Here is a 20,385-nt window from a genome sequence, read left to right on the forward strand (position 1 = left end):
GACTCTCAGGACGGCGGGCGGCGGTACTGGGAGATCTCCGACAGGCGGTCGATGAGTTCGTCCTCCTGCCGGTCGAAGGTCTCTTGGTCGATCTCTCCGAGGAGCAGTCGCTGCTCCAGCTCGCCGAGGCTGCGCCAGATGGGGGCGGGGTCGTAGTACTCCTGTTCCGCCTGATCGACGACGCGCTGGGCGACCCAGGTGACGGCGCGTACCGGCGCCATGGGGAGCGTCAGCAGGTGGGTCAGCAGTCCCATGGTCTTCCTCCCCTCGTGTTCGGGGTGCGGGCGGATGCGTCAGACGAAGCTGTAGGGCGGCAGGGGGCCGGAGAACCGCAGGTCGATGCCGCTGCCGATCTCGCGGGCCAGGTTGGCCTGTGCGGTGTGGAACTCCTGCGTGTGCTCTTCGGGCACGAGGAGGGAGAGGTTGAGGAAGTCGCTTCCCGACGCGGGGCGAACGACGTGGTCCCGGGAGAAGGGAAGGAGCGCCTCGGTCAGTCCGGCTGCCAGCGCCTCCTGCCGTGCCCGTACCTCGCCCGCCACGAGTTCGCCCAGGGCGAGCGGCAGCCCCGGATCCTGGTCTCCGCCGCGGATGCGGTCGTTGAGGTCCCTCGCCTCCGGCAGGTCCTCGAGAACCTGTTGCAGCAACGGTGTCTCATCGGCCTGCGAGGCCCGCACGTGGTACTCGGCGCAGCCCTCCAGGCGTTCGAGAGCACTGAGATAGCCCTCTGCGTCGGACTCCAGTGCCTGGGAGACCGCGAGGTCATCTGCGGCGACGTAGCCGAACTGCAGAGGCAGGACCGTCCCGTCGGCCATCAGCCGTTCCTGCACCTCTTGGTGCGCGGCCAGATCACGGCGTTTGGGCCGGATCTCCTCGCTGACGTCGCTGACCACCGCGCACAGCGGTCCGGCCGTGACCGTGCGCAGCGGTGCGGGCTCGGAGCCGACGCCGTTGACGCCGTCCAGGCGGCGGGGATGGTCCTTGGCGGTGATCGAGTACACGTAGAGCGCCATCTGTCACTCCTTCTCCCGCCGTACGGGGCGCCGAGCGGGACGGCGGCGCCTGGGCGCCTCGACCTCTTCTTCCTCTTCTTCCTCTTCCTCCTCGGGCTCCCTGGACTTGGAGGATTTGCCGGTCAGGGAGTCGGTGACCGCCTCGACGGCCCCGCTGAGCGCCCCCTTGCTCTTCCCACGGGCGCCTCCCTCCAGCATGTTGCTCATGACGTCGGGGAGCTGGGCGGGAGCCTTGCGGCCGGCTTCGAGGTCGAGGCGGTTGCACGCCTCGGCGAAACGCAGGTAGGTGTCCACGCTGGCCACCACGATCCGCGCGTCGATCTTGATGAGTTCGATGCCCACCAGGGAAACGCGGACGAAGACGTCGATGACCAGACCACGGTCGAGGATGAGCTCCAGGACGTCGTAGAGGCTGCTCGTGCCGCCTCCCTGCCCTCGGGCGACCGGGCTTCCGCCCTGCGGCACCATGGTCATGGCGCCTCCTTCCGCCGGCCCGTACCTGCTCTCAGGCCGGCCGGTCGATCGTGCCGCGGCTGTAGCGGCGGGTGCGTTCGTAGGAGATCAGCTCGCCGTCCTCGTCGAGCGCGACCCGGTAGCTGGCCATCACGCTGGTCGTCTCCGGGATGCGTTCCAGCTCCACCACCTCCACCTGCGCCACCCAGCCGTCATCGGTCGGCTTCAGCGAGGAGACGGATTCCGGGGGGCGGCCCAGTAGTTCGGCGAGTTGTCCGGCCGCGGCCCGCATCGCCGACGCGGCTCCGGGCACACCGGAACGCCGCCGGGATGCGGCCCGCTCGGGCGGCTGCCTGTCCCGCTGTCCGCCCTCGCCGCCGGCCCGGGAAGAGGGCCGCCGGGGGCGCGCAGGTTCCGCTGCGGCCATTTACCACTCCCTTGGGGAGAAGGACTCACAGAAACTAGAATGTCACTAAATCTGCGCATAAGTCTTGCACCCGGGGCAGGAGCTTGAAAGACCGCCCGAGTAAGGCCCCGCTCGTCGGCCCCGCCCGAGCAGGGCCCGCTTCGCCGGCCGGCAGCGCGCACGGGGTCCGCCGACTGCGGACGGCGATACGAAGAATTTCCAGCGCCCTCGGTAGGGGATGATCATGGAGGACACCAACAAGATCGCGCTCGCAGCCGCTGTGGCTGGGGGCTACCTACTCGGCCGGACGAAGAAGGGCCGCCTGGCGTTCACCATGGCGACCTACCTCGCCGGCCGCCGCTTCGGGCTCGAACCCGGGCAGCTGCTCAAGGAAGGCGCCTCGCGGCTCAAGGAAATGCCGCAGTTCGCCGACCTCGGCGAACAGCTGCGGGGTGAGGCCCTCGACGCCGGCCGGCAGGCGCTGGCCACCGCGGCCAACCGCAAGCTCGCCGACCTCGCGGGCTCCCTCCACGAGCGCACCCTCGAACTGACCCGCAGCGGCGGCGGTGGGGGCGGCCGCGGCCGGTCCCGCGAAGACGAGGACGAAGACGAGGGCGAGGAGCCCTACGAGGACGAGGGCGAGGACTACACGGAGGAAGAAGACGAGGACGAAGAGGGCTACGAGCCCGAAGAGGAAGAAGAGAGCGAGGAGGAGCCGGAGGAGGAAGAGGAAGAGGAGGAAGAAGAAGCGGGTGCGCCGGAGGAAGCGGAAGAGGAGGAGGGCGAAGAAGAGGAAGCGGAAGAGGAAGAGGAAGAGCCTCCGCCGCCACGGCGGAAGCGGACCCCGGCACGAGCCGCCAAGAGCGCCGCTGCCGACCGCGACGCCGGTCAGCGGTCGAGGACCACGAAGAAGACCGCCCCCGAACAGAAGCCGGCGCCCGCCAAGAAGGCCGCCCCGGCCAGGAAGGCGGCGGCCCCGACAAGGAACGCCCCCGCAAGGAACGCACCGGCGAAGAAGGCTCCGGCGAAGAAGGCACCCGCCAAGAGCGCCGCGCCCGCCAAGCACGCAGCGCCCGCCAAGAAGAGCGCGGCCAAGAAGAGCGCGGCGAAGAAGACCTCCAGCGGCAGGCCGGCGGCGAAGGCCGCGCCCGCCAGGAAGAACGCAGCCACGAGAGCGCCGTCCAAGACGGCGGCGAAGAAGGCCAGCAGCAGCGCGCCGCGCAAGAGCAGCACGGCACGCGCACCCGCCAAGAAGACCGCCAGCCGTAGCCCTGCACGCAAGACGGCCGCGAAGAAGACCGCGGCCCGCAAGCCGTCCACGCGGAGGTAGGCCATGGCAACCTCAGACCGCTCCAGCGGAAACGAGTCCGGCAGCGGGCTGGACCAGCTGCTCAAGGAACTGACCGGGTTCCTCGCCGCGCAGGCCGACCAGCTGGCCGACAAGGCGACCGACAAGGTCTCCGACCTCACCGACCAGCTCTACGACGTCGCCGACAACGGCGGCACGCTCTCCGACGTCGCGGGCATCGGCGGCCGCCTCCTCCAAGGCGACTCCCCCATCAAGGCGATCGCGGGCCAGAAGCTCGGAGACCTCAAGGACAAGGTGACCGACACCGTCTCCCAGGCCTTCGGGAAGGGCAAGGGCCGCAAGAGCGGCGGCGGCAAGGTCGTCAACATCGTCGAGGCCATCGACGTCGGCCTCCCCCTGCGCAGGGTCTACGACCACTGGACGCAGTACGAGGATTTCAGCGGCTTCGCCAAGGGCGTCCGCGACGTCTCCCGCGACGACGAGACGAACAGCGACTGGAAGGTCAAGGTCGGGCCCTCCAGCCGCAGCTGGAAGGCAACGGTCCAGGAACAGGTACCCGACGACCGCATCGTGTGGACCTCCCAAGGCGCCAAGGGCACCACCCGCGGCTGCGTCACCTTCCACGAACTCGCCCCGTCACTCACCCGCATCGTCATCGTCGTCGAATACCACCCCTCCGGACTGTTCGAGAAGACCGGCAACCTGTGGCGCGCCCAAGGCCGCCGCCTGCGCCTGGACCTCAAGCACTTCCTGCGCTACACCATGCTCTCCACCGACGAGCCCGAAGGCTGGCGCGGCGAGATCCGCGACGGCGAAGTCGTCCGGACCCACGAGGAGGCACTGGAGGAAGAAGAGCAAGCCGAGGGCGCCGACCAGGACGAATACGACGAGGAGGAGGACGAGAACGGAGCGGAGGAAGGCACTGAGGACGGGGAAGAGTACGCGGACGAGGAGGAGGACCAAGGCCAGGAAGAAGGCGCCGAGGACTACGACGAGGACGAGGAGTACGCCGACGAGGCCGAGGAAGAGCCCGAGGAAGAGCCCGAGGAGGAGGAAGACGAGGAAGAGGAGCAGTACGAGACGTCTCCGCCCCGCAGGCGCCGACGCCGAAACACCTGATGACACCCCCGGCGGGGGTGAGGGCCGACAGGAAGATCCTGTCGGCCCTCACCCCCGCCGTTCGGTCCGCACCCCTCACGTCAGTGCTTGAGCGCGTCCTTCGCCTTCTGAGCGGCCTGCTTGGCGTCACCCGCCGCCTGCTCACCCCGCCCCTTCATCTCCAGACTCTCGTTCCCCACGGCCTTGCCCGTGGTCTCCTTCAACTTCCCCTTGGTCGTCTTCGCCGCGTTCTTGGCCTTCTTGCCTGCACTCATGTCTCTCACCTCCGCCCCGGTCAGCGCGGAGCAATATGGTCCTGACCCCTCCCCTACCCACCGCGAAAATCCATACGCATTACGGGATGATTCGGACATGTGCGGCAGGGTGCCTCGGCTGTGCACGCCCTCGCCCTTGCTTCGGCCGCCCTGGGCAGCCACCGAGGTCGGCAAGATCGATTGGTACGGTACGAGGGCGATGTACATGATCAACACGCGCCTCACCGCTGGAGCCTTCCCCATGCCGCACCGTACCGGCCTCGTCCTCGACTTCGGCGGGGTGCTCACCACGCCGCTGCTTCCCGCCGTGCTCGGTTTCGAAAAGCGCGAGGGCCTGGAAGAGGGCGCGTGCATCACCGCGCTGTACCTGAACGAGGAAGGCGTCCGGCTCACCCACGAGCTGGAGCGCGGCGCGCTCACCCAGACCCAATGGAACGAGGCTGCGGCACTCCTGCTCGGGGTTTCCCCGGACGGTCTGATGCACAGGATGTTCGCGGACCTTCGTCCCGAGCCGCTGGTGATCAACGCTGCGGCCGCCGCACGGCGCGCCGGAGTCAAGGTGGGGATCCTGTCCAACAGCGTCGGGCTCACGCCGTGGAACCTCTACGACGGATACGACCTCGACACTCTCTACGACGCCGTGGCGATCTCCGAGCACCACCGGATGCGCAAGCCCGACCCGCAGTTCTTCCAGGTCGCGCTGGATGCTCTGGGGCTGCCCGCCGAACAGTGCGTCTTCGTCGACGACACCGAAAGCTACCTCGCGCCCGCAGCCGCCCTCGGCTTCGCGACGGTCCACGCGAAGGAGCCCGAGGAAACGATCGCCCGGCTCGAGGACCTCCTCGGGGTGGCCCTGGCCGAGGAGGGACAGGTCCGCGCGTAGCTCGCCCCTCGGGGCGGACCTACGAGGCAGCCGCCGCCCGGAGGGGGCCGGGGCGCGGCCCGTCGAAACGGGAGACCGCGCCCCGGCCCCCGGGGCGTGCGCACCGGCTCAGATGCGGCCGCCGGTGAGCCGTGTGAGCGGACCGCGGCGGCGCAGGCCCGACCGGCGGCCCAGGGTGTATGCGGTGGTCACGGCGGCCGCACCGGCGGTGGCGGCCCCGGCCGCGATGGCCTTGCGGGCCCGGATCGCGGTCCAGATCCAGCCGGCCCGGCCGACACTGCCGCGCAGCGCCTGGGCTGCGGCCGCGGTCTTCTCCGCCAGCGGGGCGGGGAGAGCGGTGAAGACTCCCGCGGTGCCGTTCGCCGCGTCGGAGGCCGCCTTCGCGCCCTGGCGCGCCGCTCCGGCGGCCTGCGAGCGGGCCTTGGTCCCGTTGGAGGAACTACCGGACGAGGAACTGTTGTTGGTGGTCTTTCCCGATTCGGTCATGTCCAGCGTGTGACCGGAAGTCTGTACGGTAAACCCTCCGTACGGCGGAAATCACGGGTGTCGTTCACAGGAGTTTCCCCAAGGGGCCGAGGTCGATGTTGAGGTCCTCGGGCCGCAGCCCGAAACGGCTGCGCAGCAGTTCCATCCGGTCTTCGAGGAGCATCAGGGTCAGGCCGAGGCGCTCCTCCTGCTCCTCCGACAGGCCTCCCGTCTCCACCCGGCGCAGTGCTTGACGCTCCATCAACTGCCGCAGCAGTTCGATGACGGTCAGGACCAGGCGGGCGAGGTCGCGTTCGACGGTGTCCGGGTCGAGCTCCACCCGCTGCGGACGGCTCATGGCGTTCCCTCCATCCAGGGTGCGGGCACGGTGTCGTTCACCGAGCTGATCAGCGCCTTGAGATCGATCCGTACGAGATCGACATCGGCGATGCGCAAGGTGATGTCACCCGCGAGGACCACGCCGCCCGCCAACAGGCGGTCGAGGAGGTCGACGAGGGCGACGTCCTGATTCCCGATCATGCGGGCTCGGCCGACGGGGCGGGCGCGTTGGTATGGGTGAACGAGTAGGGCACCCAAGGGCCGGTGATCTCCCCCCGGACGCCCGGCGGCAGGTCGTCGGCCGTGGGGACGTTGTCCAGGAAGGCCTGCCGGCGTGCCGTGGGCACGAGGTAGGCGGCGTTGAGGACGTTCTGTCCGGGAGCCTGGGAGAGTTGCTGCTGCTGGGGCGGGTGCAGTACCGCGCCGGTGGCCTCGTGGGCGAGCCTTTGGTGGAGGGATTCGGCCGCTCGCCGGGCCTCGTCGGTGCGGTCGGCCTCGGCGCGACGGTCCGCGAGCCGGCGGCGGAGGTAGTCCCGCCCGGAGGGGGCCGGGGCCGCCGCCGTACCGGGGTCGGCGGGCGGTCGGCCGTCCGGGGCGGGCTGTGCGTAGAGCTTGATGCCCCACTCCTCAGCGTCCGTCACCCGTTCCAGGGCTTCGGTGAGGGCCAGGTGGGCGTCGGCCAGCATCCGCCGGACGCCGGCCTGGCCCCGGCACAGGGTCGCCAACCGCAGCGGCACCGTGGTGGTCTGGCCACCGACGTGGGCGACCACGTCGTGGTGGGCCCGCGCCACGTCGGCGAGCCAGTCCAGGTCTTCCAGGTGTGCGCGCAACGGCTCCTCGTCGAAGTCGGCCGCCTCCACCGGCTCGGCGACCGCCGTGAGCCCCTGGTGCTCGACCAGTCGAAGGCCGCCGCCCAGCCGGGCGCGGGGGTCGAGGACCAGGGGCGCGGACGGCGGTGCGGTGCTCCGCAGGACGGTGTAGACGTACAGCAGTTCGTCCGTCACGGGAGTTCCTCCTGGCGTGCTTCCAGCTCCGCTACGCGTCGCCTCAGCTCTTCGTTCTCCTTGCCCAGTTCGCGGTGCCGGGCCTTGGAGGACAGGGCGGGGTCCTGCTCCCACCAGTCGATCCCCATCTCCTTGGCCCGGTCGACGGATGCGACCACCAGGCGGAGTTTGATGGTGAGCAGTTCGATGTCGAGCAGGTTGATGCGGATGTCGCCGGCGATGACCACGCCCTTGTCGAGGACCCGTTCGAGGATGTCGGCGAGGTTGGCGCTGGAGTTGTCGTCGTAGGACCGGGGCAGACCCGAGGGCATGCTCATGCGCGTCGTCGGTTTTCCCGGCGGGCGCGCGGCTGGGCGGCCTCCGGCTCGTCCTCGGGCTCGGGCTCGTCCTCGGGCTCCGCTTCCGGTTCCGCCTCGGCGTCGGCGGCCGCTTCGTCCTCGTAGTCCTCGTCCTCGTACGCGTCGTCCTCGTAGGCGCCCGGCTCCTCCCTCTCCTCGACCTCTTCCTCGTCCTCCCCGTCGTAGGCGTCGTCGTACGCGGCGTCGTCCGCCTCGTCTTCCTCGGGGACCGCGGCTTCCTCGTCGTAGCCGCCGGCCGTGTCCTCGGCATCGATCTCGTCCGGCTCCTCGGCCTCCGAGGTGTCGGAGCGGTCGTGACGGCCCTCGGGATCCTCCTCGTGGCCCCGGTCGTTCTCGACCAGTTCGCCTTCGCGGATCTCGTCGCGCCGGCCGTCGGACTCGCCGCCCTTGACGGTGAGGTAGCGGGCGTAGTTCTTCAGGTCCAGACGCACCCGTCGGCCCTGGGCGCGCCAGAGGTTGGCGGTCTTCTCCGCGAGGCCTCGCGGGTGGTACTCGATGACCAGCAGGACGCGGGTGAGATCGACCGTCAGCTCGTGGAAGGTGACCACGCCGCGCGTGGTGCCCTTGTCGCCTTCGGAGGTCCAGGCGATGCGCTCGTCGGGCACCTGTTCGGTGATGTGGGCCGTCCAACTGCGCCGGGACCAGAAGATCTTGGCGTTCCAGTTGCTGGTGGTCTCGTCCTGGGCCTCGGCGCTGGTGACGGCTCGCGCGAAGTCCGGGAACTCCCGGTACCGCGTCCACTGGTTGTAGGCGTCCTTGACGGGTACGCCGACGTCCACCGATTCGAGGATGACGGTGGGGCGACCGCGGCCGGGCCGGCCGCTCCGTCGGCCCAGCCGGTCGCGTACCGCGCCCGCCGTCTTGTCCTTGGCCTGCTTCGCCCCGGCCTCCAGCACCGCCCGGAGGGGGCCGCGCCCCTTGCGGATCCTGCGGGCGCCGTCCAGGGCCATGGCCTTCAGCCCGGGACTGCTCCCGTCGGCCAGGGCGTTCAGGTGTGCGGTGGAGCGGCCCATGGCCCGGCCGGCGCCGGCCAGCAGGCGTTCGGCCTGGGCGAGGAGGTAGGCCTCCAGTTCCTGCTTGGCCCGGTCGGCGGCGGGGCTGTCCTTGAGTCGTGCCAGTGCTGTCTCAGGCATCGCCGTCACCGCCCCGGCCGCGGCCTGCGGACCGCTTCGCGGCGGTGCGCCGGGCCGGCCGCTCGTCCGAGCCGCTGTCGGTGTCGGCGCTCTTGCGCTTCGTCCCGCCCGCGCTCTTGGCCTCGCTCTTGGCCGCGGAGGTCGCGGTGCGGCGGCCGGCGGTGCGGGCGGCCGTCTGCTTGCGGGCCGGTCGCTTGCGGGCCGGCCGCCCACCGGCGCCGTCCTTGTCCGCCTGGTCGGCCTCCTCGGACTTGTCGGCCTCGTCAGCCTCGTCGGAGTGATCGCCGGCCCGGTCTTCGTCGGTGACCCGGTCCTCGTCGGTCTCGTCGTCGGCGTGGTCCTTGTCGTCGCGACCCGTCAGGCCCGCGAGGCGGTCCTGTACGTCCAGCGTGCGATCGTGGAGCCGGTCGGCGACCGCCTCCAGTCGGCGGTCGACCAGGGCGCTCGCGGCCGCCGAGCCCACCCCGCGCAGGTCCGTGCGGAGCTGCTCGCGTATCTCCTTGAGCTGAGGGCTGTCGCCGAGGCGGCTGCCGATGAAGGACGCGACCGATGCCCCGTCGGGGGCGAGCTTCCGGCCGAGCACGAGGGTGGTCAGACCGAAGGCGAGCTTGGCCTTCTTGGTGCGGCCCAGCACGTAGCCGGCGCTCACCGCCAGTCCCATTGCCATGCGGTTGTTCATTGCCGTCGCATCCTGTTTTCCAGTCGGGCCAGGAGCTCGTCCTCCCGGCGGTCGAATTCGGCCTCGTCCATACCGCCTGCCTCGAAGGCCTCGACGAGCCGGGCGAGCTCACGCTGGACCACGGCGGGGTCGTAGTACTGCCGCTCCGCTTCCGCGACGACCTGGCGCAGCACCCATCCGGTCCCGCGCACCGGGGCGGCGGGGAGCAGCAGCACTTCCTTGAGCAGGCCCACGGCGCTCAGCCCGCCTCGGCGAAGCTGTAGGGGGGCAGCGGTCCGGTCGCCTGTACCTGGAGGTGCTCATGCTGCTCGTGCAGGCTCCGGACGGCGGCGAGGAAGTCCTCCCGGCGCTCGCGGTCGACGAGGAACGAGTAGTTGGCCAGCCAGCCGGTGCTCTCGGGGCCTCGGCGCACGCCCTCGGCGAGTGGCGCGAGGGTCTCCTCGATCAGTGCGGCGTCGGTTCGCTCCCGCTCGGAGACGGCCCGGGCGACGAGTTCGCCGAAGGCCAGCTTCTCGTCGTGGGTGCCGCCCCCCGCCGCGCGGTTCGCCTGGTGGCGGGCGCGGAGTTCGGGGTCGGCGGCCAGTACGGCGTACAGGACGGCTTCCTCGTGGTGGTTGGCCTTGACGTTGTACTCGTCGCGCCCCGCCAGGACGCCCAGACGTTCCAGATAGGCGTCGTGGTGCTCACTGAGGACCGCGCCCACGGCCTCGTCATCGGGAGAGACGCCGCCGAAACGCATGGGCAGGACGGGCCCGCTCACCTGCGCCTGGATCACCACCCGCTGGTGGGCGAGGAGGTCACGCCGCTTCGCCTTCAGTTCCGCGGGAGCGTCGCTGACCAGGGCGACCAGCTCTCCGGCCCGGACGGTCCGGACCGGCAGGGGCGGCTCGCCTATCCCCTCGATGCTGTCGGGCAGGCTCTGTGAGGCACGCGTGATGCCGTAGACGTAGGTGCTCATTCCTTCTCCTCCCGGCGGGTGGTGGTACGCCGACGCGGCCGGCTCTCGGTCTTTTCCTCGGAGCTTTCGTCGCGGGCCTGGCTGAAGGCGTCGGAGATGGTCTGGGCGGCGCCGCTCAGGGCTCCCTTGGTCTTGCCCCGCGCCCCCGATTCGGTCATCTCGCCGACGAGGTCGGGCAGGCCCGGGCTCTTGCGGGGGCCCGCTTCCAGGTCGAGTCGGTTACACGCCTCGGCGAACCGCAGGTAGGTGTCCACACTGGCCACGACCACGCGTATGTCGATCTTGAGGATCTCGATGCCGACCAGGGACACGCGGACGAACGCGTCGATGACCAGACCGCGGTCCAGGATGAGTTCGAGTACGTCGTACAGGCCGCTGGAGCCGCCGCCACCGGAGGCGGCGGGCGCGGGCTGGGCAGGAACGACAGTCATAGTTTCCGGTTCCCTTCTCTAGGGTGGGGCCGGGGGGGTGCCGCCGGGTCAGCGACGGTCCGCACGACCCCTTTCGTAGCGGCGGGTACGCCGGTAGCCGATGAGTTCGCCGTCGCCGTCGACTTCGACGTCGTACGAGGCGAGCAGTGTCATCGTGTCCGGGACGCGGGGCAGTTCGACGATCTCGACCTTCAGCTTCCAGGTGCCGTCCTCGGCGCGCTCACAGGAGCTCACCGCCTCGGCCGGCAGACCGAGCAGCTGGGACAGCTGCTGCATCGCCGAAAGGATCACCGCTGCCGGGCGCGGAGGCTTCCCTCCGTCCGCCTTCTTCTGTGTGTCGTTGTCAGATGTGTTGGCCATGACTTCCTCCCTGCCGCGTATGACCGACTGGGCAGGCCTCAAACGGTGTGCGGAACAAGGCGAGTTGACATGTCGCTTTTGGGTGCTTTGGAGCAACGACCCGCCCGGGAGCCGGGGATGACGAGTGCCCCGCCCGTGTCGGACGCCGGCCGGTCCCCCTGTCCGACCGGTCCCCTCTGCGGGTGGCCCCCTGCCCGGGTGGTCCGCCCGTGCGGACCAGGCGGTGACGGGGTGCGCTGATCCGGCGCCGGCCGGTCACCCGGCTCACACGGCCCCGTTTCTGTGTCTGGCGTGACTCCGGTCACTTGAGTGACGGATGGGACATGCCGTCCCGGGCACTGGGCAGGCGCGCCTACTCCAGGTCGCCGCGGGCCCGCCGCGGCGCCGGAACCGGAGGTACAGCGCGCAGTGTCGGAGCAACAGACGATTCACACGGCCGGGACGTGGCGGTCAGCGGCATCGGGAGCCACCAGGGAGGTCCTGGACCCGGCGGACGCCACCGTCCTCGCCGTGGTCGCCGAGGGTGACGCCGCCGACACGGACGCGGCCGTCGGCGCCGCCCGGGCCGCCTTCGACGGCGGGGAGTGGCCGGGCACCCCGGTCGCGGAGCGGGCGGCGCTGCTGCGCCGCACCGCCGACCTGCTCCAGCGTGACCGTGAGCGGATCGCCCTCCTGGAGAGCCGGGACGCCGGCAAGACGCTCGAAGAGGGCCGCGTGGATGTGGACTGCGTCACTGACGCGTTCCGCTACTTCGCGGACCTCGTGATCGGGGAGGGCGCCGGCCGGGTGGTCGACGCCGGCTCGCCCGACATCCACAGCGTGGTCGTGCACGAGCCGGTCGGGGTGTGCGCCCTGATCACGCCGTGGAACTATCCGCTGCTCCAGGCGAGCTGGAAGATCGCCCCGGCCCTGGCAGCGGGCAACACCTTCGTCGTCAAGCCGAGCGAGCTGACCCCGCTGACCACGGTGGTCCTGATCGAGCTGCTGGTGGAGGCGGGCCTGCCCGCCGGGGTCGCCAATCTGGTCACCGGACCAGGCGACCCGGTGGGCGCCCGCCTCGCGGCCCACCCCGACGTCGACCTGATCTCCTTCACCGGCGGTCTCACCAGCGGTACGAAGGTCATGCGGGCGGCCTCCGACACCGTCAAGAAGGTCGCGCTCGAACTGGGCGGCAAGAACCCCAACGTCGTGTTCGCCGACGCCTGCGCCACGGAGGAAGGTTTCGACACCGCCGTCGACCAGGCCCTCAACGCCGCCTTCATCCACAGCGGTCAGGTGTGCTCGGCCGGCTCCCGGCTGATCGTCGAGGAGTCGCTGCGCGAGCGGTTCGTCGCGGAACTCGCGCGCCGGGCAGAGAAGATCCGCCTGGGTCGCGGCACGGACCCGGGGGTCGAGTGCGGCCCGCTCGTCTCGGCGGCGCAGCTGGAGCGGACCCGGTCGTACGTCGCCTCCGCGCTCGCCGAGGGGGCGGTCCTGCGCGCCGGAGGCGAACGGCCCGAGGGGCCCGGGTACTTCTACCGCCCGACCGTCCTCGACCGCTGCAACCGGCGCATGCGCGTCGTGCGCGAAGAGGTCTTCGGGCCGGTCCTGACCGTCGAGACGTTCCGCACCGAGGACGAGGCCGTCGCGCTCGCCAACGACACCGAGTACGGCCTCGCCGGCGGAGTCTGGACGTCGGACCAGGGCCGCGCCCGCCGGGTGGCCGGGCGGCTGCGCCACGGCACCGTGTGGATCAACGACTTCCACCCCTACCTTCCGCAGGCGGAGTGGGGCGGATTCGGGAAGTCCGGGATCGGGCGCGAGCTCGGCCCGTCGGGACTGGCCGAGTACCGCGAGACCAAGCACGTGTACCAGAACCTCGCGCCGCGCCCCGTGCGCTGGTTCGCGGGCTGACGGGGGCAGGAGAGAGATGACCAGCACCACGCACCCTCATGACCACCACGGGCACGAAGACGGACACGAGTACGACTACGTCGTGGTCGGCGGCGGTACCGCCGGTTCGGTGATCGCCTCCCGGCTCACCGAGGACCCGAGCGTCACCGTCGCCGTCATCGAGGGCGGTCCGAGCGATGTCGACCGCCCCGACGTCCTGACCCTGCGCCGCTGGATGGGGCTGCTCGGCGGGGAACTCGACTACGACTACCCGACCACGGAGCAGCCGCGCGGCAACTCGCACATCAGGCACAGCCGGGCCCGGGTCCTGGGCGGCTGCTCCTCGCACAACACCCTCATCGCCTTCAAGCCGCTGCCGTCCGACTGGGACGAGTGGGCGGAGGCCGGAGCCGAGGGGTGGCACGCGGCCGCGATGGACCCGTACTTCGACCGGCTCCTGAACAACATCGTGCCGGTCGGCGAGGCGGACCGCAACGCCATCGCCCGCGACTTCGTGGACGCCGCCCAGGACGCGCTGGCGGTGCCGCGCGTCGAGGGCTTCAACCGGAAGCCGTTCCACGAGGGCGTGGGCTTCTTCGACCTGGCCTACCACCCCGAGGACAACAAGCGCTCGTCGGCGTCGGTCGCCTACCTGCACCCCGTCATGGACGACCGGCCGAACCTGCGGCTGCTGCTGGAGACCTGGGCGTACCGGCTGGAGCTGGAGGGCACCCGGGCGCGCGGCGTCCACGTCCGCGCCAAGGACGGCAGCCGGTCGTTGATCACGGCCCGCAGGGAGGTGCTGGTGTGCGCGGGCGCGGTCGACACCCCTCGGCTGCTGCTGCACTCCGGCATCGGTCCGCGCCGTGACCTGGAGGCGCTCGGCATACCCGTCGTCCACGACCTGCCCGGAGTCGGCGAGAACCTGCTCGACCACCCCGAATCGGTGATCGTCTGGGAGACCGAAGGGCCCATCCCCGAGAACTCGGCGATGGACAGCGACGCGGGTCTGTTCGTCCGGCGCGACCCGGACTCCCCCGGTCCCGACCTGATGTTCCACTTCTACCAGATCCCCTTCACCGACAACCCTGAGCGGATCGGCTACCAACGCCCCGCGCACGGGGTGTCGTTGACTCCCAACATCCCCAAGCCGCGCAGCCGCGGACGTCTCTACCTGACGAGTGCGGACCCCGAGGTCAAGCCGGCCCTGGACTTCCGCTACTTCACAGACGAGGACGACTACGACGCACGCACCCTGGTGGACGGGATCAAGCTGGCCCGCGAGATAGCCGCGACCGAGCCGCTGGCGGGCTGGCTGCGGCGCGAAGTCTGCCCGGGTCCCGAGATCACCGATGACGAGGCCCTGAGCGCGTACGCCCGCTCCGTGGCCCACACCGTCTACCACCCGGCCGGCACCTGCAAGATGGGCGCCGCCGACGACGAACAGGCCGTTGTGGAACCTGACTTGAAGGTACGTGGCCTCGACGGCCTGCGCATCGCGGACGCCTCGGTCTTCCCGACGATGCCCGCCGTCAACCCGATGATCGGAGTACTCATGGTGGGCGAGAAAGCCGCTGATCTGCTGCGGGGCGGTGAGACCCGGTGAACGCGCCCTCGACCGGTGCCGCCGTGCCCGGCACCGGCTCCCCCGTCTTCTCGGTCGACGGGCTGTGGAAGGTCTTCGGTCCGCAGCGCAAGGCCGTGCGGGTCCCGGACTCCGAGTACGCCTCGCTGCCCGCGGCCGAACTCCGCGAGCGGACGGGCTGCACCGCCGCCGTCCGTGACGTCACCTTCGACGTCCGCAAGGGCGAGGTGTTCGTCGTCATGGGCCTGTCCGGCTCCGGCAAGTCCACCCTCGTGCGCTGCATGACCCGGCTGATCGAGCCCACCGCGGGGTCGCTCTCCATCGATGGCGAGGACGTCCTCGCCATGGACGCCGCCCGCCTGCGCGAGCTGCGCCGGCACCGCGCCGCCATGGTCTTCCAGCACTTCGGCCTGCTGCCGCACCGCACCGTGCTCGACAACGTCGCCTACGGCCTGGAGATCCAGGGCGTGAGCCGCATCGACCGGCGGGCCAAGGCAGCCGAGATGGTGGTCAAGGTCGGCCTCGAAGGCCTTGAGGAACGCCGGCCCGGTCAGCTGTCCGGCGGCCAGCAGCAGCGCGTCGGCCTGGCCCGGGCCCTGGCCGCCGACCCGGAGGTCCTCCTCTTCGACGAGCCGTTCAGCGCGCTCGACCCGCTGATCCGCCGGGAGATGCAGGACGAGGTCGCGAGGCTGCACCACGAGGAGGGCCGCACGATGGTCTTCATCACCCACGACCTGACGGAGGCGCTGCGCCTGGGCGACCGGATCGCGCTGATGCGCGACGGCAAGATCGTGCAGCTGGGCACGCCCGAGGAGATCGTGGGCTCGCCCGCCGACGACTACGTACGGGACTTCGTCCGCGACGTACCGCGCGAGCAGGTGATCACCGTACGCAGCGCGATGCGCCCCGCGGTGGCCGACGAGGCCGACCACGGGCCCGCGCTCGCCCCCGCCGCCACCGTGGTGGAAGCCATCGAGGCCGTGGCGCGCAGCGGCGGCCCGGCCCGGGTCGTCGACCACGGCCGCTGTCTCGGCGTCGTCGACGACGCCGGGCTGCTCGCCGTGGTGGCCGGCCTGCCGACGCCCGACGGCCGGGGGGTGGCGGCATGACGCCCCGCGCCCGTTGCGCTGCCCCCGCCCCCGGTGACGGGCGGTGGTGCGGATGACCGCGACCACCACATCCGTGCGCGAGCAGGGCCCCTCGCGCCCGCCCCTCGCGTCCGACGGACCCACGGGACCCGACGGGAGCAGACGGCCGGACCGCAGGCCCCCCGCTCCCGCCTCGCCCCGCGCCCGGCTGCGGGCCCTGCTGCTCCGCCACCGCGCCGACCGCAGGGTCTGGCCCCTCGCCGTCGTCGCCCTGGTCCTCGTGCCCGCCGCCTTCCTGCTGCCCGGAGCCGCCGGCTGGCCCGGTTCGCTGGCCGTCGACCTGTCCGGGCCGCTCGGCCGGGCCGGTGACTGGATCATCGACAACCGGGACCACCATCCACTCTTCCTGTACTTCTTCGGGCACGTCAGCAACGCCGTGGTGGTGTCGGTCCGCGCGGTGTACGTCGTGCTCCTCGCCGCCGGCTGGACGGGCGTCACCGCCCTCGCCGGCCTGGTGGCCCTGCGCCTCGCGGGCGTCCGGCTGGCGCTGACCTGCGTCGCGGCGTTCGCCGCGTGCGGGCTGCTCGGCATGTGGGTGCCGACCATGCAGACGCTGGCCCTGATGGTCGTCGCGGTCGCGGCCTCGGTCGTGTTCGGCGCCCTGCTCGGCCTCGCCGCCGGGATGTCGGACCGGGCCGACCGCGCGCTGCGCCCCGTACTCGACACCATGCAGGTGCTGCCCGCCTTCGCGTACCTGCTGCCGATGGTGCTGGTCTTCGGCATCGGCGTGCCCGCCGCCGTCCTGGCCACCGTGGTGTACGCCGCCCCGCCGATGGCGCGGCTGACCGCGCTCGGCCTGCGGGAGGCCGACGCCGGGGTGCTGGAGGCCGCGGCCTCGCTCGGCGCGACGGGGCGCCAGCGCCTCCTCACCGCGCGCATCCCCCTGGCCCGCCGACAGCTGATGCTGGGAGTCAACCAGGCCGTCATGATGGCGCTGTCGATGGCCGTCATCGCCTCCGTGATCGGCGCCGGCGGCCTCGGCGACCGGGTCTACCAGGCGCTCGCCTCGGTCGATGTCGGTGCGGCGCTCGCCGCCGGCGTCCCCATCGTTCTCCTCGCCGTGGTCCTCGACCGGACGGCCGACGCGGCGGGCGACCGCCTGGGCGCCGCCCCGGCCCCACCGTCGGAGCGGCATCCCCTGGGACGCGTTTTCGCGGGCTGGTACGGGTGGCTGCTCACCCTCCTCGCCGCGGTCGCCGTGGCCGTCGCTGGCCGGATGGCGGGCTCCGCCCTGTGGCCCGGGTCCTGGACCGTGCCGATCGCGGAGCCCGTGAACCGCGCGGTCGCCTGGATGACCGACCACCTCTACTCCGGAGTGCCCGTGGTCGGTGGCACCGCCGACTGGGCGGCCCGCTTCACCGGCTGGGTGCTCGACCCGCTGCGCTCCGGTCTGCAGGCCACCCCCTGGTGGCTGCTCCTGGCCCTGGTCGGCGCCCTCGGTCTGCTGGTCGGTACCTGGCGCACGGCGTTGACCGCCGTCCTCGCGCTGGCCGCCATCGGGGTCCTCGGCGTGTGGGAGCCGTCCCTCGACACCCTCTCCCAGGTGCTGGCCGCCGTGGCGGTGACCCTCGTACTCGGTTTCGCCGTCGCCGTCGGCGCCGCCCGCAGTGCCCGGGCACAGCGCCTGCTGCGCCCGGTGCTCGACGTGTGCCAGACCATGCCCCAGTTCGTCTACCTGATCCCGGTGGTCGCGCTGTTCGGTGTCGGGCGGGCGCCCGCCGCGGCAGCCGCGGTCGTGTACGCGCTTCCCGCCGTGGTGCGCATCACCACCGAAGGCCTGCGCGGGGTGGACCCGGCGGCCCTCGAATCGACCCGCTCCCTCGGCGCAACGGGCACCCAGCAGCTGCGTCACGTGCAACTCCCGTTGGCGCGGCCCGCTTTGCTGCTCGCCGTGAACCAGGCGGTGGTGCTGGTCCTCGCCGTCGTGATCATCGGTGGCCTGGTCGGCGGTGGCGCGCTGGGTTATGACGTCGTCCTCGGCCTGGCCCAGGGCGACCTGGCCACCGGCCTGGTGGCCGGCGCCGCGATCGTCTGCCTGGGTCTGGTGCTCGACCGCGTCACCCAGCCCGCGAAGGAGGCCTGACATGCGGATCTTCCCCCACCACCACCGAGGACCGGTCCGCGGCCGGCGCGTGGTCGCAGCGCTCGCGGCCACGTCCTCCCTCCTCGCGCTCACCGCCTGCGGGGCGGCCGACATGACCCGCCAGTCCTCCCCCTACGCCGCCGCGCGGGGCGCGAAGACCGTGACCCTCTCCGTCCAGTCGTGGGTCGGCGCGCAGGCGAACACCGCTGTCGCCGCCTATCTGCTCGAACACGAGCTCGGCTACCGCGTCGACACCGTCCAGGTGGACGAGGTACCCGCCTGGGACGCGCTCAGCCAGGGCAGGGTCGACGCGATCCTGGAGGACTGGGGACACCCGGAGCAGGAGAAGCGGTACGTCGAGGGCAAGAAGACCATCACGCCGGGCGGCGACCTGGGCGTGACCGGCCACATCGGCTGGTTCGTCCCCACGTACTTCGCCCAGGAGCATCCGGACGTCACCGACTGGAAGAACCTCGGCAAGTACGCCGACCAGTTGCGGACCGCCGAGAGCCGCGGCAAGGGCCAGCTAATGGACGGCTCGCCCTCGTACGTCACGAACGACAAGGCGCTGGTGAAGAACCTCGGCCTCGACTTCGAGGTCGTCTTCGCCGGGTCGGAGGCCGCGCAGATCACCCAGATCAGGCAGTTCGCCAAGGAGCACAAGCCGTTCCTGACCTACTGGTACGAGCCGCAGTGGCTGTTCGAGCGGGTTCCCATGACGGAGGTGAAGCTGCCCGAGTACCGGGAGGGCTGCGACGCCGATCCCGAGAAGGTGGACTGCGCCTACCCGCGGACACCGCTGCAGAAGTACCTGAACACGCGGTTCGCGGAGCACGGTGGGAAGGCGGCCTCGTTCCTGAAGAAGTTCCACTGGACCGTCGCGGACCAGAACGAGGTGGCGTTGATGATCGCCGAGGACAAGCTGACGCCGGAACAGGCCGCCCGCAAGTGGGTGGAGCGCCACGAGCCGGTGTGGAAGCCGTGGACGCGCTGACTCGCCGCCCGCCCGGCTGACGCGTGCCGCCCGTGTGCGAGCCGAGGCCGTCGCGCCCCTCGCGGGTGCGACGGCCTCGGCGTCGGTTCATGACCTCGGGCGGCGGCGCCGCTCGCGTGCGTAGCGGTGGAGCACGGCGGCGATGCCGCGTCGGGGCGGGGAGCCGCCGTCGCAGTCGCGGACGGCGGCTCCTCAAGCCGGGGTCAGATCCGGGCCACGTTGCCCGAGTAGATCCAGCCGTCCTTCACTCCGTAGGTCTTGTCGACCCAGTACCACAGGTTGCCCTTGGAGTTCTTGCACGACTGGGTGAAGTGGAGCCGGTCAGCCCGGTGGACGGTGTCGACTACCCGCCCGGTCTCGTAGTAGGCCGTACGTACGGGAGCGGACGTTGCCGTGACGTAGAGGTCTCCGCCCGCGGCCTGGCACGTCACGGTGGACGCCGTGGCGGGGGTGGCGACGGAGACGGCCGCCGAGAGGGTCAGTGCGACCCCGGCGGCGAGAGTGGAAACGCGGCGTATGGCGCTGGCGCGCATGGTGCTCCTCGGTCTTTGTGCATGGGACAGCGTGCGTGGGGACAGCACTAGATCATCAACACCTGGCACGTCGAGGCAAATTGAGCCTCGGCGCGCCTGCTGCCTGGAAGCCGCGGCCACTGACGGGGAGAGGGGCGCGGACGGCCTTCGCCGGATGCAACCGGCGCGAGCTCGCCGATGGGCGTGACCGCTACATGCGGGGGCATGCGTATGTCATGACAGTCACCCTGCTGTTCCTCTTCCCCATCGCACTGGCTCTCGTCCTGCTGGCGACCGGCGAGCCCCACCGCCGCGGCCGGCACCGCAACCAGGGCTGACCGCCGGGCGGCGGCCCGCGCCGCCGCCTGCGGCGCCCACGTCAGCCACCGCGACACGACCGCTCCGGGAGCGGGCGGGCCAACGGCCGACTGCGCGCTGCCCTCACATACCGGGGCGGCGCTGCCGGGCGGGGAGTCACGGGTTCCTACGTGGCTCGCGGCGCGGAATCCGGCGGGGCCGCCTGCTGGGGGCACGCGGTCAGGGCGCCGCCTTCCCCCGCCTCCTCCGCGCGGGGCCAGTGCCGTCCTTCGAGTGCCTCGGCGCTGCGGTTGAGCCGGACCAGGACGTCCTCCAGCTCCCGCACCTCCTCAGGGGACCAGTCGGCGACCACCCGGGCCAGGCAGGACCGGTTGACTTCGCGGTCCCCGGCGAGCCGGCGCGCACCTTCGGCGGTGATGCGCAGCTTGCGGGCCATGCCGCCGCCCGGGTCCGCGACGCGTTCGGCCAGTCCGCAGCGCAGCAGTGCGGCCGTCTGGCGGTTCACGGTGGAGGTATCGAGCCCGAACGCCTCTGCCAGCTCTCCGATCGACATGGGGCCTTGGGTGTCGATCCGGCTGAGGAGCAGGTACGCCGACCGCTCCAGGCGTTCGGGATCGCGCTCGCGCCGGACCAGCACCTGGTGCCGCGAGAGCAGCATCAGTTCCCGCTCCAGTTTTTCCAGCACTGCGCCTCCCGCTCCTTCCGGCGTTC

26 protein-coding genes are annotated in these 20,385 nt (G+C 71.4%); 8 read left to right on the plus strand and 18 right to left on the minus strand.

Features of this window, described 5'->3' with window-relative positions:
* Window positions 1–5: 5 nt before the first annotated feature.
* From OHA81_RS02255 to OHA81_RS02270, 4 genes are read right to left on the minus strand one after another with little or no spacing between them, the layout of a single operon-like run.
* Window positions 6–254 (minus strand): gas vesicle protein GvpG, encoded by a 249-nt coding sequence (locus OHA81_RS02255; protein WP_329192199.1) that lies wholly within the window; start codon window positions 252–254, stop codon window positions 6–8.
* A 39-nt stretch (window positions 255–293) separates the two neighbouring features.
* Complete coding sequence (locus OHA81_RS02260; protein ID WP_329192200.1) at window positions 294–1,010, minus strand: GvpL/GvpF family gas vesicle protein; 717 nt, start codon at window positions 1,008–1,010, stop codon at window positions 294–296.
* A 3-nt stretch (window positions 1,011–1,013) separates the two neighbouring features.
* Entirely contained in the window at window positions 1,014–1,484 is a 471-nt protein-coding gene (locus OHA81_RS02265) for a gas vesicle structural protein GvpA (protein WP_329192202.1), read from the minus strand.
* A gap of 31 nt (window positions 1,485–1,515) precedes the next feature.
* The gene (locus OHA81_RS02270) at window positions 1,516–1,890 is read right to left on the minus strand and encodes a gas vesicle protein GvpO (RefSeq protein WP_329192204.1); all 375 of its coding nucleotides are present in this window, start codon (window positions 1,888–1,890) and stop codon (window positions 1,516–1,518) included.
* A 223-nt stretch (window positions 1,891–2,113) separates the two neighbouring features.
* On the opposite strand from OHA81_RS02270, the gene OHA81_RS02275 reads away from it, so the two are divergent.
* Both OHA81_RS02275 and OHA81_RS02280 read left to right on the plus strand, forming a co-directional pair.
* Complete coding sequence (locus OHA81_RS02275; RefSeq protein WP_329192206.1) at window positions 2,114–3,199, plus strand: histone protein; 1,086 nt, start codon at window positions 2,114–2,116, stop codon at window positions 3,197–3,199.
* Window positions 3,200–3,202: 3 nt separating this feature from the next.
* Window positions 3,203–4,297 carry an SRPBCC family protein gene (locus OHA81_RS02280; protein ID WP_329192208.1) on the plus strand — a complete coding sequence of 365 codons (1,095 nt, stop codon included), beginning with the start codon at window positions 3,203–3,205 and terminating at the stop codon, window positions 4,295–4,297.
* 80 nt (window positions 4,298–4,377) lie between these two features.
* Here the strand turns inward: OHA81_RS02280 and OHA81_RS02285 are convergent, their stop codons facing one another.
* Window positions 4,378–4,551 carry a CsbD family protein gene (locus OHA81_RS02285; protein ID WP_329192210.1) on the minus strand — a complete coding sequence of 58 codons (174 nt, stop codon included), beginning with the start codon at window positions 4,549–4,551 and terminating at the stop codon, window positions 4,378–4,380.
* 241 nt (window positions 4,552–4,792) lie between these two features.
* On the opposite strand from OHA81_RS02285, the gene OHA81_RS02290 reads away from it, so the two are divergent.
* The gene (locus OHA81_RS02290; RefSeq protein WP_329192212.1) at window positions 4,793–5,434 is read left to right on the plus strand and encodes an HAD-IA family hydrolase; all 642 of its coding nucleotides are present in this window, start codon (window positions 4,793–4,795) and stop codon (window positions 5,432–5,434) included.
* 108 nt (window positions 5,435–5,542) lie between these two features.
* Here OHA81_RS02290 and OHA81_RS02295 read toward each other — a convergent pair whose 3' ends face one another.
* From OHA81_RS02295 to gvpO, 11 genes are all read right to left on the minus strand, one after another.
* Window positions 5,543–5,920 carry a hypothetical protein gene (locus OHA81_RS02295; protein ID WP_329192214.1) on the minus strand — a complete coding sequence of 126 codons (378 nt, stop codon included), beginning with the start codon at window positions 5,918–5,920 and terminating at the stop codon, window positions 5,543–5,545.
* A 64-nt stretch (window positions 5,921–5,984) separates the two neighbouring features.
* Window positions 5,985–6,257, minus strand: a complete 273-nt coding sequence (locus tag OHA81_RS02300) for a gas vesicle protein K (protein ID WP_329192216.1) — start codon at window positions 6,255–6,257, stop codon at window positions 5,985–5,987.
* Complete coding sequence (locus OHA81_RS02305) at window positions 6,254–6,439, minus strand: gas vesicle protein (RefSeq protein ID WP_329192218.1); 186 nt, start codon at window positions 6,437–6,439, stop codon at window positions 6,254–6,256. Before OHA81_RS02305 ends, OHA81_RS02300 begins: the two co-directional genes overlap by 4 nt.
* The gene (locus OHA81_RS02310; protein ID WP_329192220.1) at window positions 6,436–7,242 is read right to left on the minus strand and encodes a GvpL/GvpF family gas vesicle protein; all 807 of its coding nucleotides are present in this window, start codon (window positions 7,240–7,242) and stop codon (window positions 6,436–6,438) included. Before OHA81_RS02310 ends, OHA81_RS02305 begins: the two co-directional genes overlap by 4 nt.
* Complete coding sequence (locus tag OHA81_RS02315; protein ID WP_329192221.1) at window positions 7,239–7,559, minus strand: gas vesicle protein; 321 nt, start codon at window positions 7,557–7,559, stop codon at window positions 7,239–7,241. Before OHA81_RS02315 ends, OHA81_RS02310 begins: the two co-directional genes overlap by 4 nt.
* Window positions 7,556–8,734: an SRPBCC family protein gene (locus tag OHA81_RS02320; protein ID WP_329192222.1), complete on the minus strand. Its 1,179-nt coding sequence runs from the start codon at window positions 8,732–8,734 to the stop codon at window positions 7,556–7,558. Before OHA81_RS02320 ends, OHA81_RS02315 begins: the two co-directional genes overlap by 4 nt.
* Window positions 8,727–9,401 (minus strand): DNA primase, encoded by a 675-nt coding sequence (locus OHA81_RS02325; RefSeq protein ID WP_329192224.1) that lies wholly within the window; start codon window positions 9,399–9,401, stop codon window positions 8,727–8,729. Before OHA81_RS02325 ends, OHA81_RS02320 begins: the two co-directional genes overlap by 8 nt.
* Before the next feature lie 8 nt (window positions 9,402–9,409).
* Window positions 9,410–9,646: a gas vesicle protein GvpG gene (locus tag OHA81_RS02330; protein ID WP_329192225.1), complete on the minus strand. Its 237-nt coding sequence runs from the start codon at window positions 9,644–9,646 to the stop codon at window positions 9,410–9,412.
* A 5-nt stretch (window positions 9,647–9,651) separates the two neighbouring features.
* Entirely contained in the window at window positions 9,652–10,371 is a 720-nt protein-coding gene (locus OHA81_RS02335) for a GvpL/GvpF family gas vesicle protein (protein WP_329192227.1), read from the minus strand.
* Window positions 10,368–10,802 carry a gas vesicle structural protein GvpA gene (locus OHA81_RS02340; RefSeq protein WP_329192229.1) on the minus strand — a complete coding sequence of 145 codons (435 nt, stop codon included), beginning with the start codon at window positions 10,800–10,802 and terminating at the stop codon, window positions 10,368–10,370. Before OHA81_RS02340 ends, OHA81_RS02335 begins: the two co-directional genes overlap by 4 nt.
* Before the next feature lie 48 nt (window positions 10,803–10,850).
* Entirely contained in the window at window positions 10,851–11,162 is a 312-nt protein-coding gene (gene gvpO / locus OHA81_RS02345) for a gas vesicle protein GvpO (RefSeq protein WP_329192231.1), read from the minus strand.
* 408 nt (window positions 11,163–11,570) lie between these two features.
* Between gvpO and OHA81_RS02350 the strand changes: the two genes are divergently transcribed.
* Genes OHA81_RS02350 through OHA81_RS02370 form a run of 5 tightly spaced genes read left to right on the plus strand, consistent with a single transcriptional unit; the run spans window position 11,571 to window position 18,844 of the window.
* Window positions 11,571–13,055, plus strand: coding sequence for an aldehyde dehydrogenase family protein (locus OHA81_RS02350; protein WP_329192233.1), 1,485 nt, complete (start codon window positions 11,571–11,573; stop codon window positions 13,053–13,055).
* 16 nt (window positions 13,056–13,071) lie between these two features.
* Window positions 13,072–14,640: a GMC family oxidoreductase gene (locus OHA81_RS02355; protein WP_329192235.1), complete on the plus strand. Its 1,569-nt coding sequence runs from the start codon at window positions 13,072–13,074 to the stop codon at window positions 14,638–14,640.
* On the plus strand, window positions 14,637–15,728 hold the full coding sequence (locus tag OHA81_RS02360; RefSeq protein ID WP_329192237.1) for a quaternary amine ABC transporter ATP-binding protein: 1,092 nt from the start codon (window positions 14,637–14,639) through the stop codon (window positions 15,726–15,728). The genes OHA81_RS02355 and OHA81_RS02360 overlap by 4 nt, the downstream gene beginning before the upstream one ends.
* A 52-nt stretch (window positions 15,729–15,780) precedes the next feature.
* A complete protein-coding gene (locus OHA81_RS02365; protein WP_329192239.1) occupies window positions 15,781–17,850 on the plus strand; it encodes an ABC transporter permease subunit in 2,070 nt (689 codons plus the stop codon).
* A 1-nt stretch (window position 17,851) separates the two neighbouring features.
* A complete protein-coding gene (locus OHA81_RS02370) occupies window positions 17,852–18,844 on the plus strand; it encodes an ABC transporter substrate-binding protein (RefSeq protein WP_329192242.1) in 993 nt (330 codons plus the stop codon).
* Between the two features lie 203 nt (window positions 18,845–19,047).
* Here OHA81_RS02370 and OHA81_RS02375 read toward each other — a convergent pair whose 3' ends face one another.
* Both OHA81_RS02375 and OHA81_RS02380 read right to left on the minus strand, forming a co-directional pair.
* Complete coding sequence (locus tag OHA81_RS02375) at window positions 19,048–19,377, minus strand: hypothetical protein (RefSeq protein ID WP_329192244.1); 330 nt, start codon at window positions 19,375–19,377, stop codon at window positions 19,048–19,050.
* A 463-nt stretch (window positions 19,378–19,840) separates the two neighbouring features.
* Entirely contained in the window at window positions 19,841–20,332 is a 492-nt protein-coding gene (locus tag OHA81_RS02380; RefSeq protein WP_329201952.1) for a MarR family winged helix-turn-helix transcriptional regulator, read from the minus strand.
* Window positions 20,333–20,385 lie beyond the last annotated feature (53 nt).

Origin of the sequence: Streptomyces sp. NBC_00667 (assembly GCF_036226825.1) — a bacterium.
GTDB lineage: Bacteria > Actinomycetota > Actinomycetes > Streptomycetales > Streptomycetaceae > Streptomyces.

What these genes read in the sequence shown, in the direction of transcription:
- OHA81_RS02255 (WP_329192199.1), bottom strand. Translation starts at nt 254, where the DNA reads ATGGGACTGCTGACCCACCTGCTGACGCTCCCCATGGCGCCGGTACGC.
- OHA81_RS02260 (WP_329192200.1), bottom strand. Translation starts at nt 1,010, where the DNA reads ATGGCGCTCTACGTGTACTCGATCACCGCCAAGGACCATCCCCGCCGC.
- OHA81_RS02265 (WP_329192202.1), bottom strand. Translation starts at nt 1,484, where the DNA reads ATGACCATGGTGCCGCAGGGCGGAAGCCCGGTCGCCCGAGGGCAGGGA.
- OHA81_RS02270 (WP_329192204.1), bottom strand. Translation starts at nt 1,890, where the DNA reads ATGGCCGCAGCGGAACCTGCGCGCCCCCGGCGGCCCTCTTCCCGGGCC.
- OHA81_RS02275 (WP_329192206.1), top strand. Translation starts at nt 2,114, where the DNA reads ATGGAGGACACCAACAAGATCGCGCTCGCAGCCGCTGTGGCTGGGGGC.
- OHA81_RS02280 (WP_329192208.1), top strand. Translation starts at nt 3,203, where the DNA reads ATGGCAACCTCAGACCGCTCCAGCGGAAACGAGTCCGGCAGCGGGCTG.
- OHA81_RS02285 (WP_329192210.1), bottom strand. Translation starts at nt 4,551, where the DNA reads ATGAGTGCAGGCAAGAAGGCCAAGAACGCGGCGAAGACGACCAAGGGG.
- OHA81_RS02290 (WP_329192212.1), top strand. Translation starts at nt 4,793, where the DNA reads ATGCCGCACCGTACCGGCCTCGTCCTCGACTTCGGCGGGGTGCTCACC.
- OHA81_RS02295 (WP_329192214.1), bottom strand. Translation starts at nt 5,920, where the DNA reads ATGACCGAATCGGGAAAGACCACCAACAACAGTTCCTCGTCCGGTAGT.
- OHA81_RS02300 (WP_329192216.1), bottom strand. Translation starts at nt 6,257, where the DNA reads ATGAGCCGTCCGCAGCGGGTGGAGCTCGACCCGGACACCGTCGAACGC.
- OHA81_RS02305 (WP_329192218.1), bottom strand. Translation starts at nt 6,439, where the DNA reads ATGATCGGGAATCAGGACGTCGCCCTCGTCGACCTCCTCGACCGCCTG.
- OHA81_RS02315 (WP_329192221.1), bottom strand. Translation starts at nt 7,559, where the DNA reads ATGAGCATGCCCTCGGGTCTGCCCCGGTCCTACGACGACAACTCCAGC.
- OHA81_RS02320 (WP_329192222.1), bottom strand. Translation starts at nt 8,734, where the DNA reads ATGCCTGAGACAGCACTGGCACGACTCAAGGACAGCCCCGCCGCCGAC.
- OHA81_RS02325 (WP_329192224.1), bottom strand. Translation starts at nt 9,401, where the DNA reads ATGGCAATGGGACTGGCGGTGAGCGCCGGCTACGTGCTGGGCCGCACC.
- OHA81_RS02335 (WP_329192227.1), bottom strand. Translation starts at nt 10,371, where the DNA reads ATGAGCACCTACGTCTACGGCATCACGCGTGCCTCACAGAGCCTGCCC.
- OHA81_RS02340 (WP_329192229.1), bottom strand. Translation starts at nt 10,802, where the DNA reads ATGACTGTCGTTCCTGCCCAGCCCGCGCCCGCCGCCTCCGGTGGCGGC.
- gvpO (WP_329192231.1), bottom strand. Translation starts at nt 11,162, where the DNA reads ATGGCCAACACATCTGACAACGACACACAGAAGAAGGCGGACGGAGGG.
- OHA81_RS02355 (WP_329192235.1), top strand. Translation starts at nt 13,072, where the DNA reads ATGACCAGCACCACGCACCCTCATGACCACCACGGGCACGAAGACGGA.
- OHA81_RS02365 (WP_329192239.1), top strand. Translation starts at nt 15,781, where the DNA reads ATGACCGCGACCACCACATCCGTGCGCGAGCAGGGCCCCTCGCGCCCG.
- OHA81_RS02370 (WP_329192242.1), top strand. Translation starts at nt 17,852, where the DNA reads ATGCGGATCTTCCCCCACCACCACCGAGGACCGGTCCGCGGCCGGCGC.
- OHA81_RS02375 (WP_329192244.1), bottom strand. Translation starts at nt 19,377, where the DNA reads ATGCGCGCCAGCGCCATACGCCGCGTTTCCACTCTCGCCGCCGGGGTC.
- OHA81_RS02380 (WP_329201952.1), bottom strand. Translation starts at nt 20,332, where the DNA reads ATGCTGCTCTCGCGGCACCAGGTGCTGGTCCGGCGCGAGCGCGATCCC.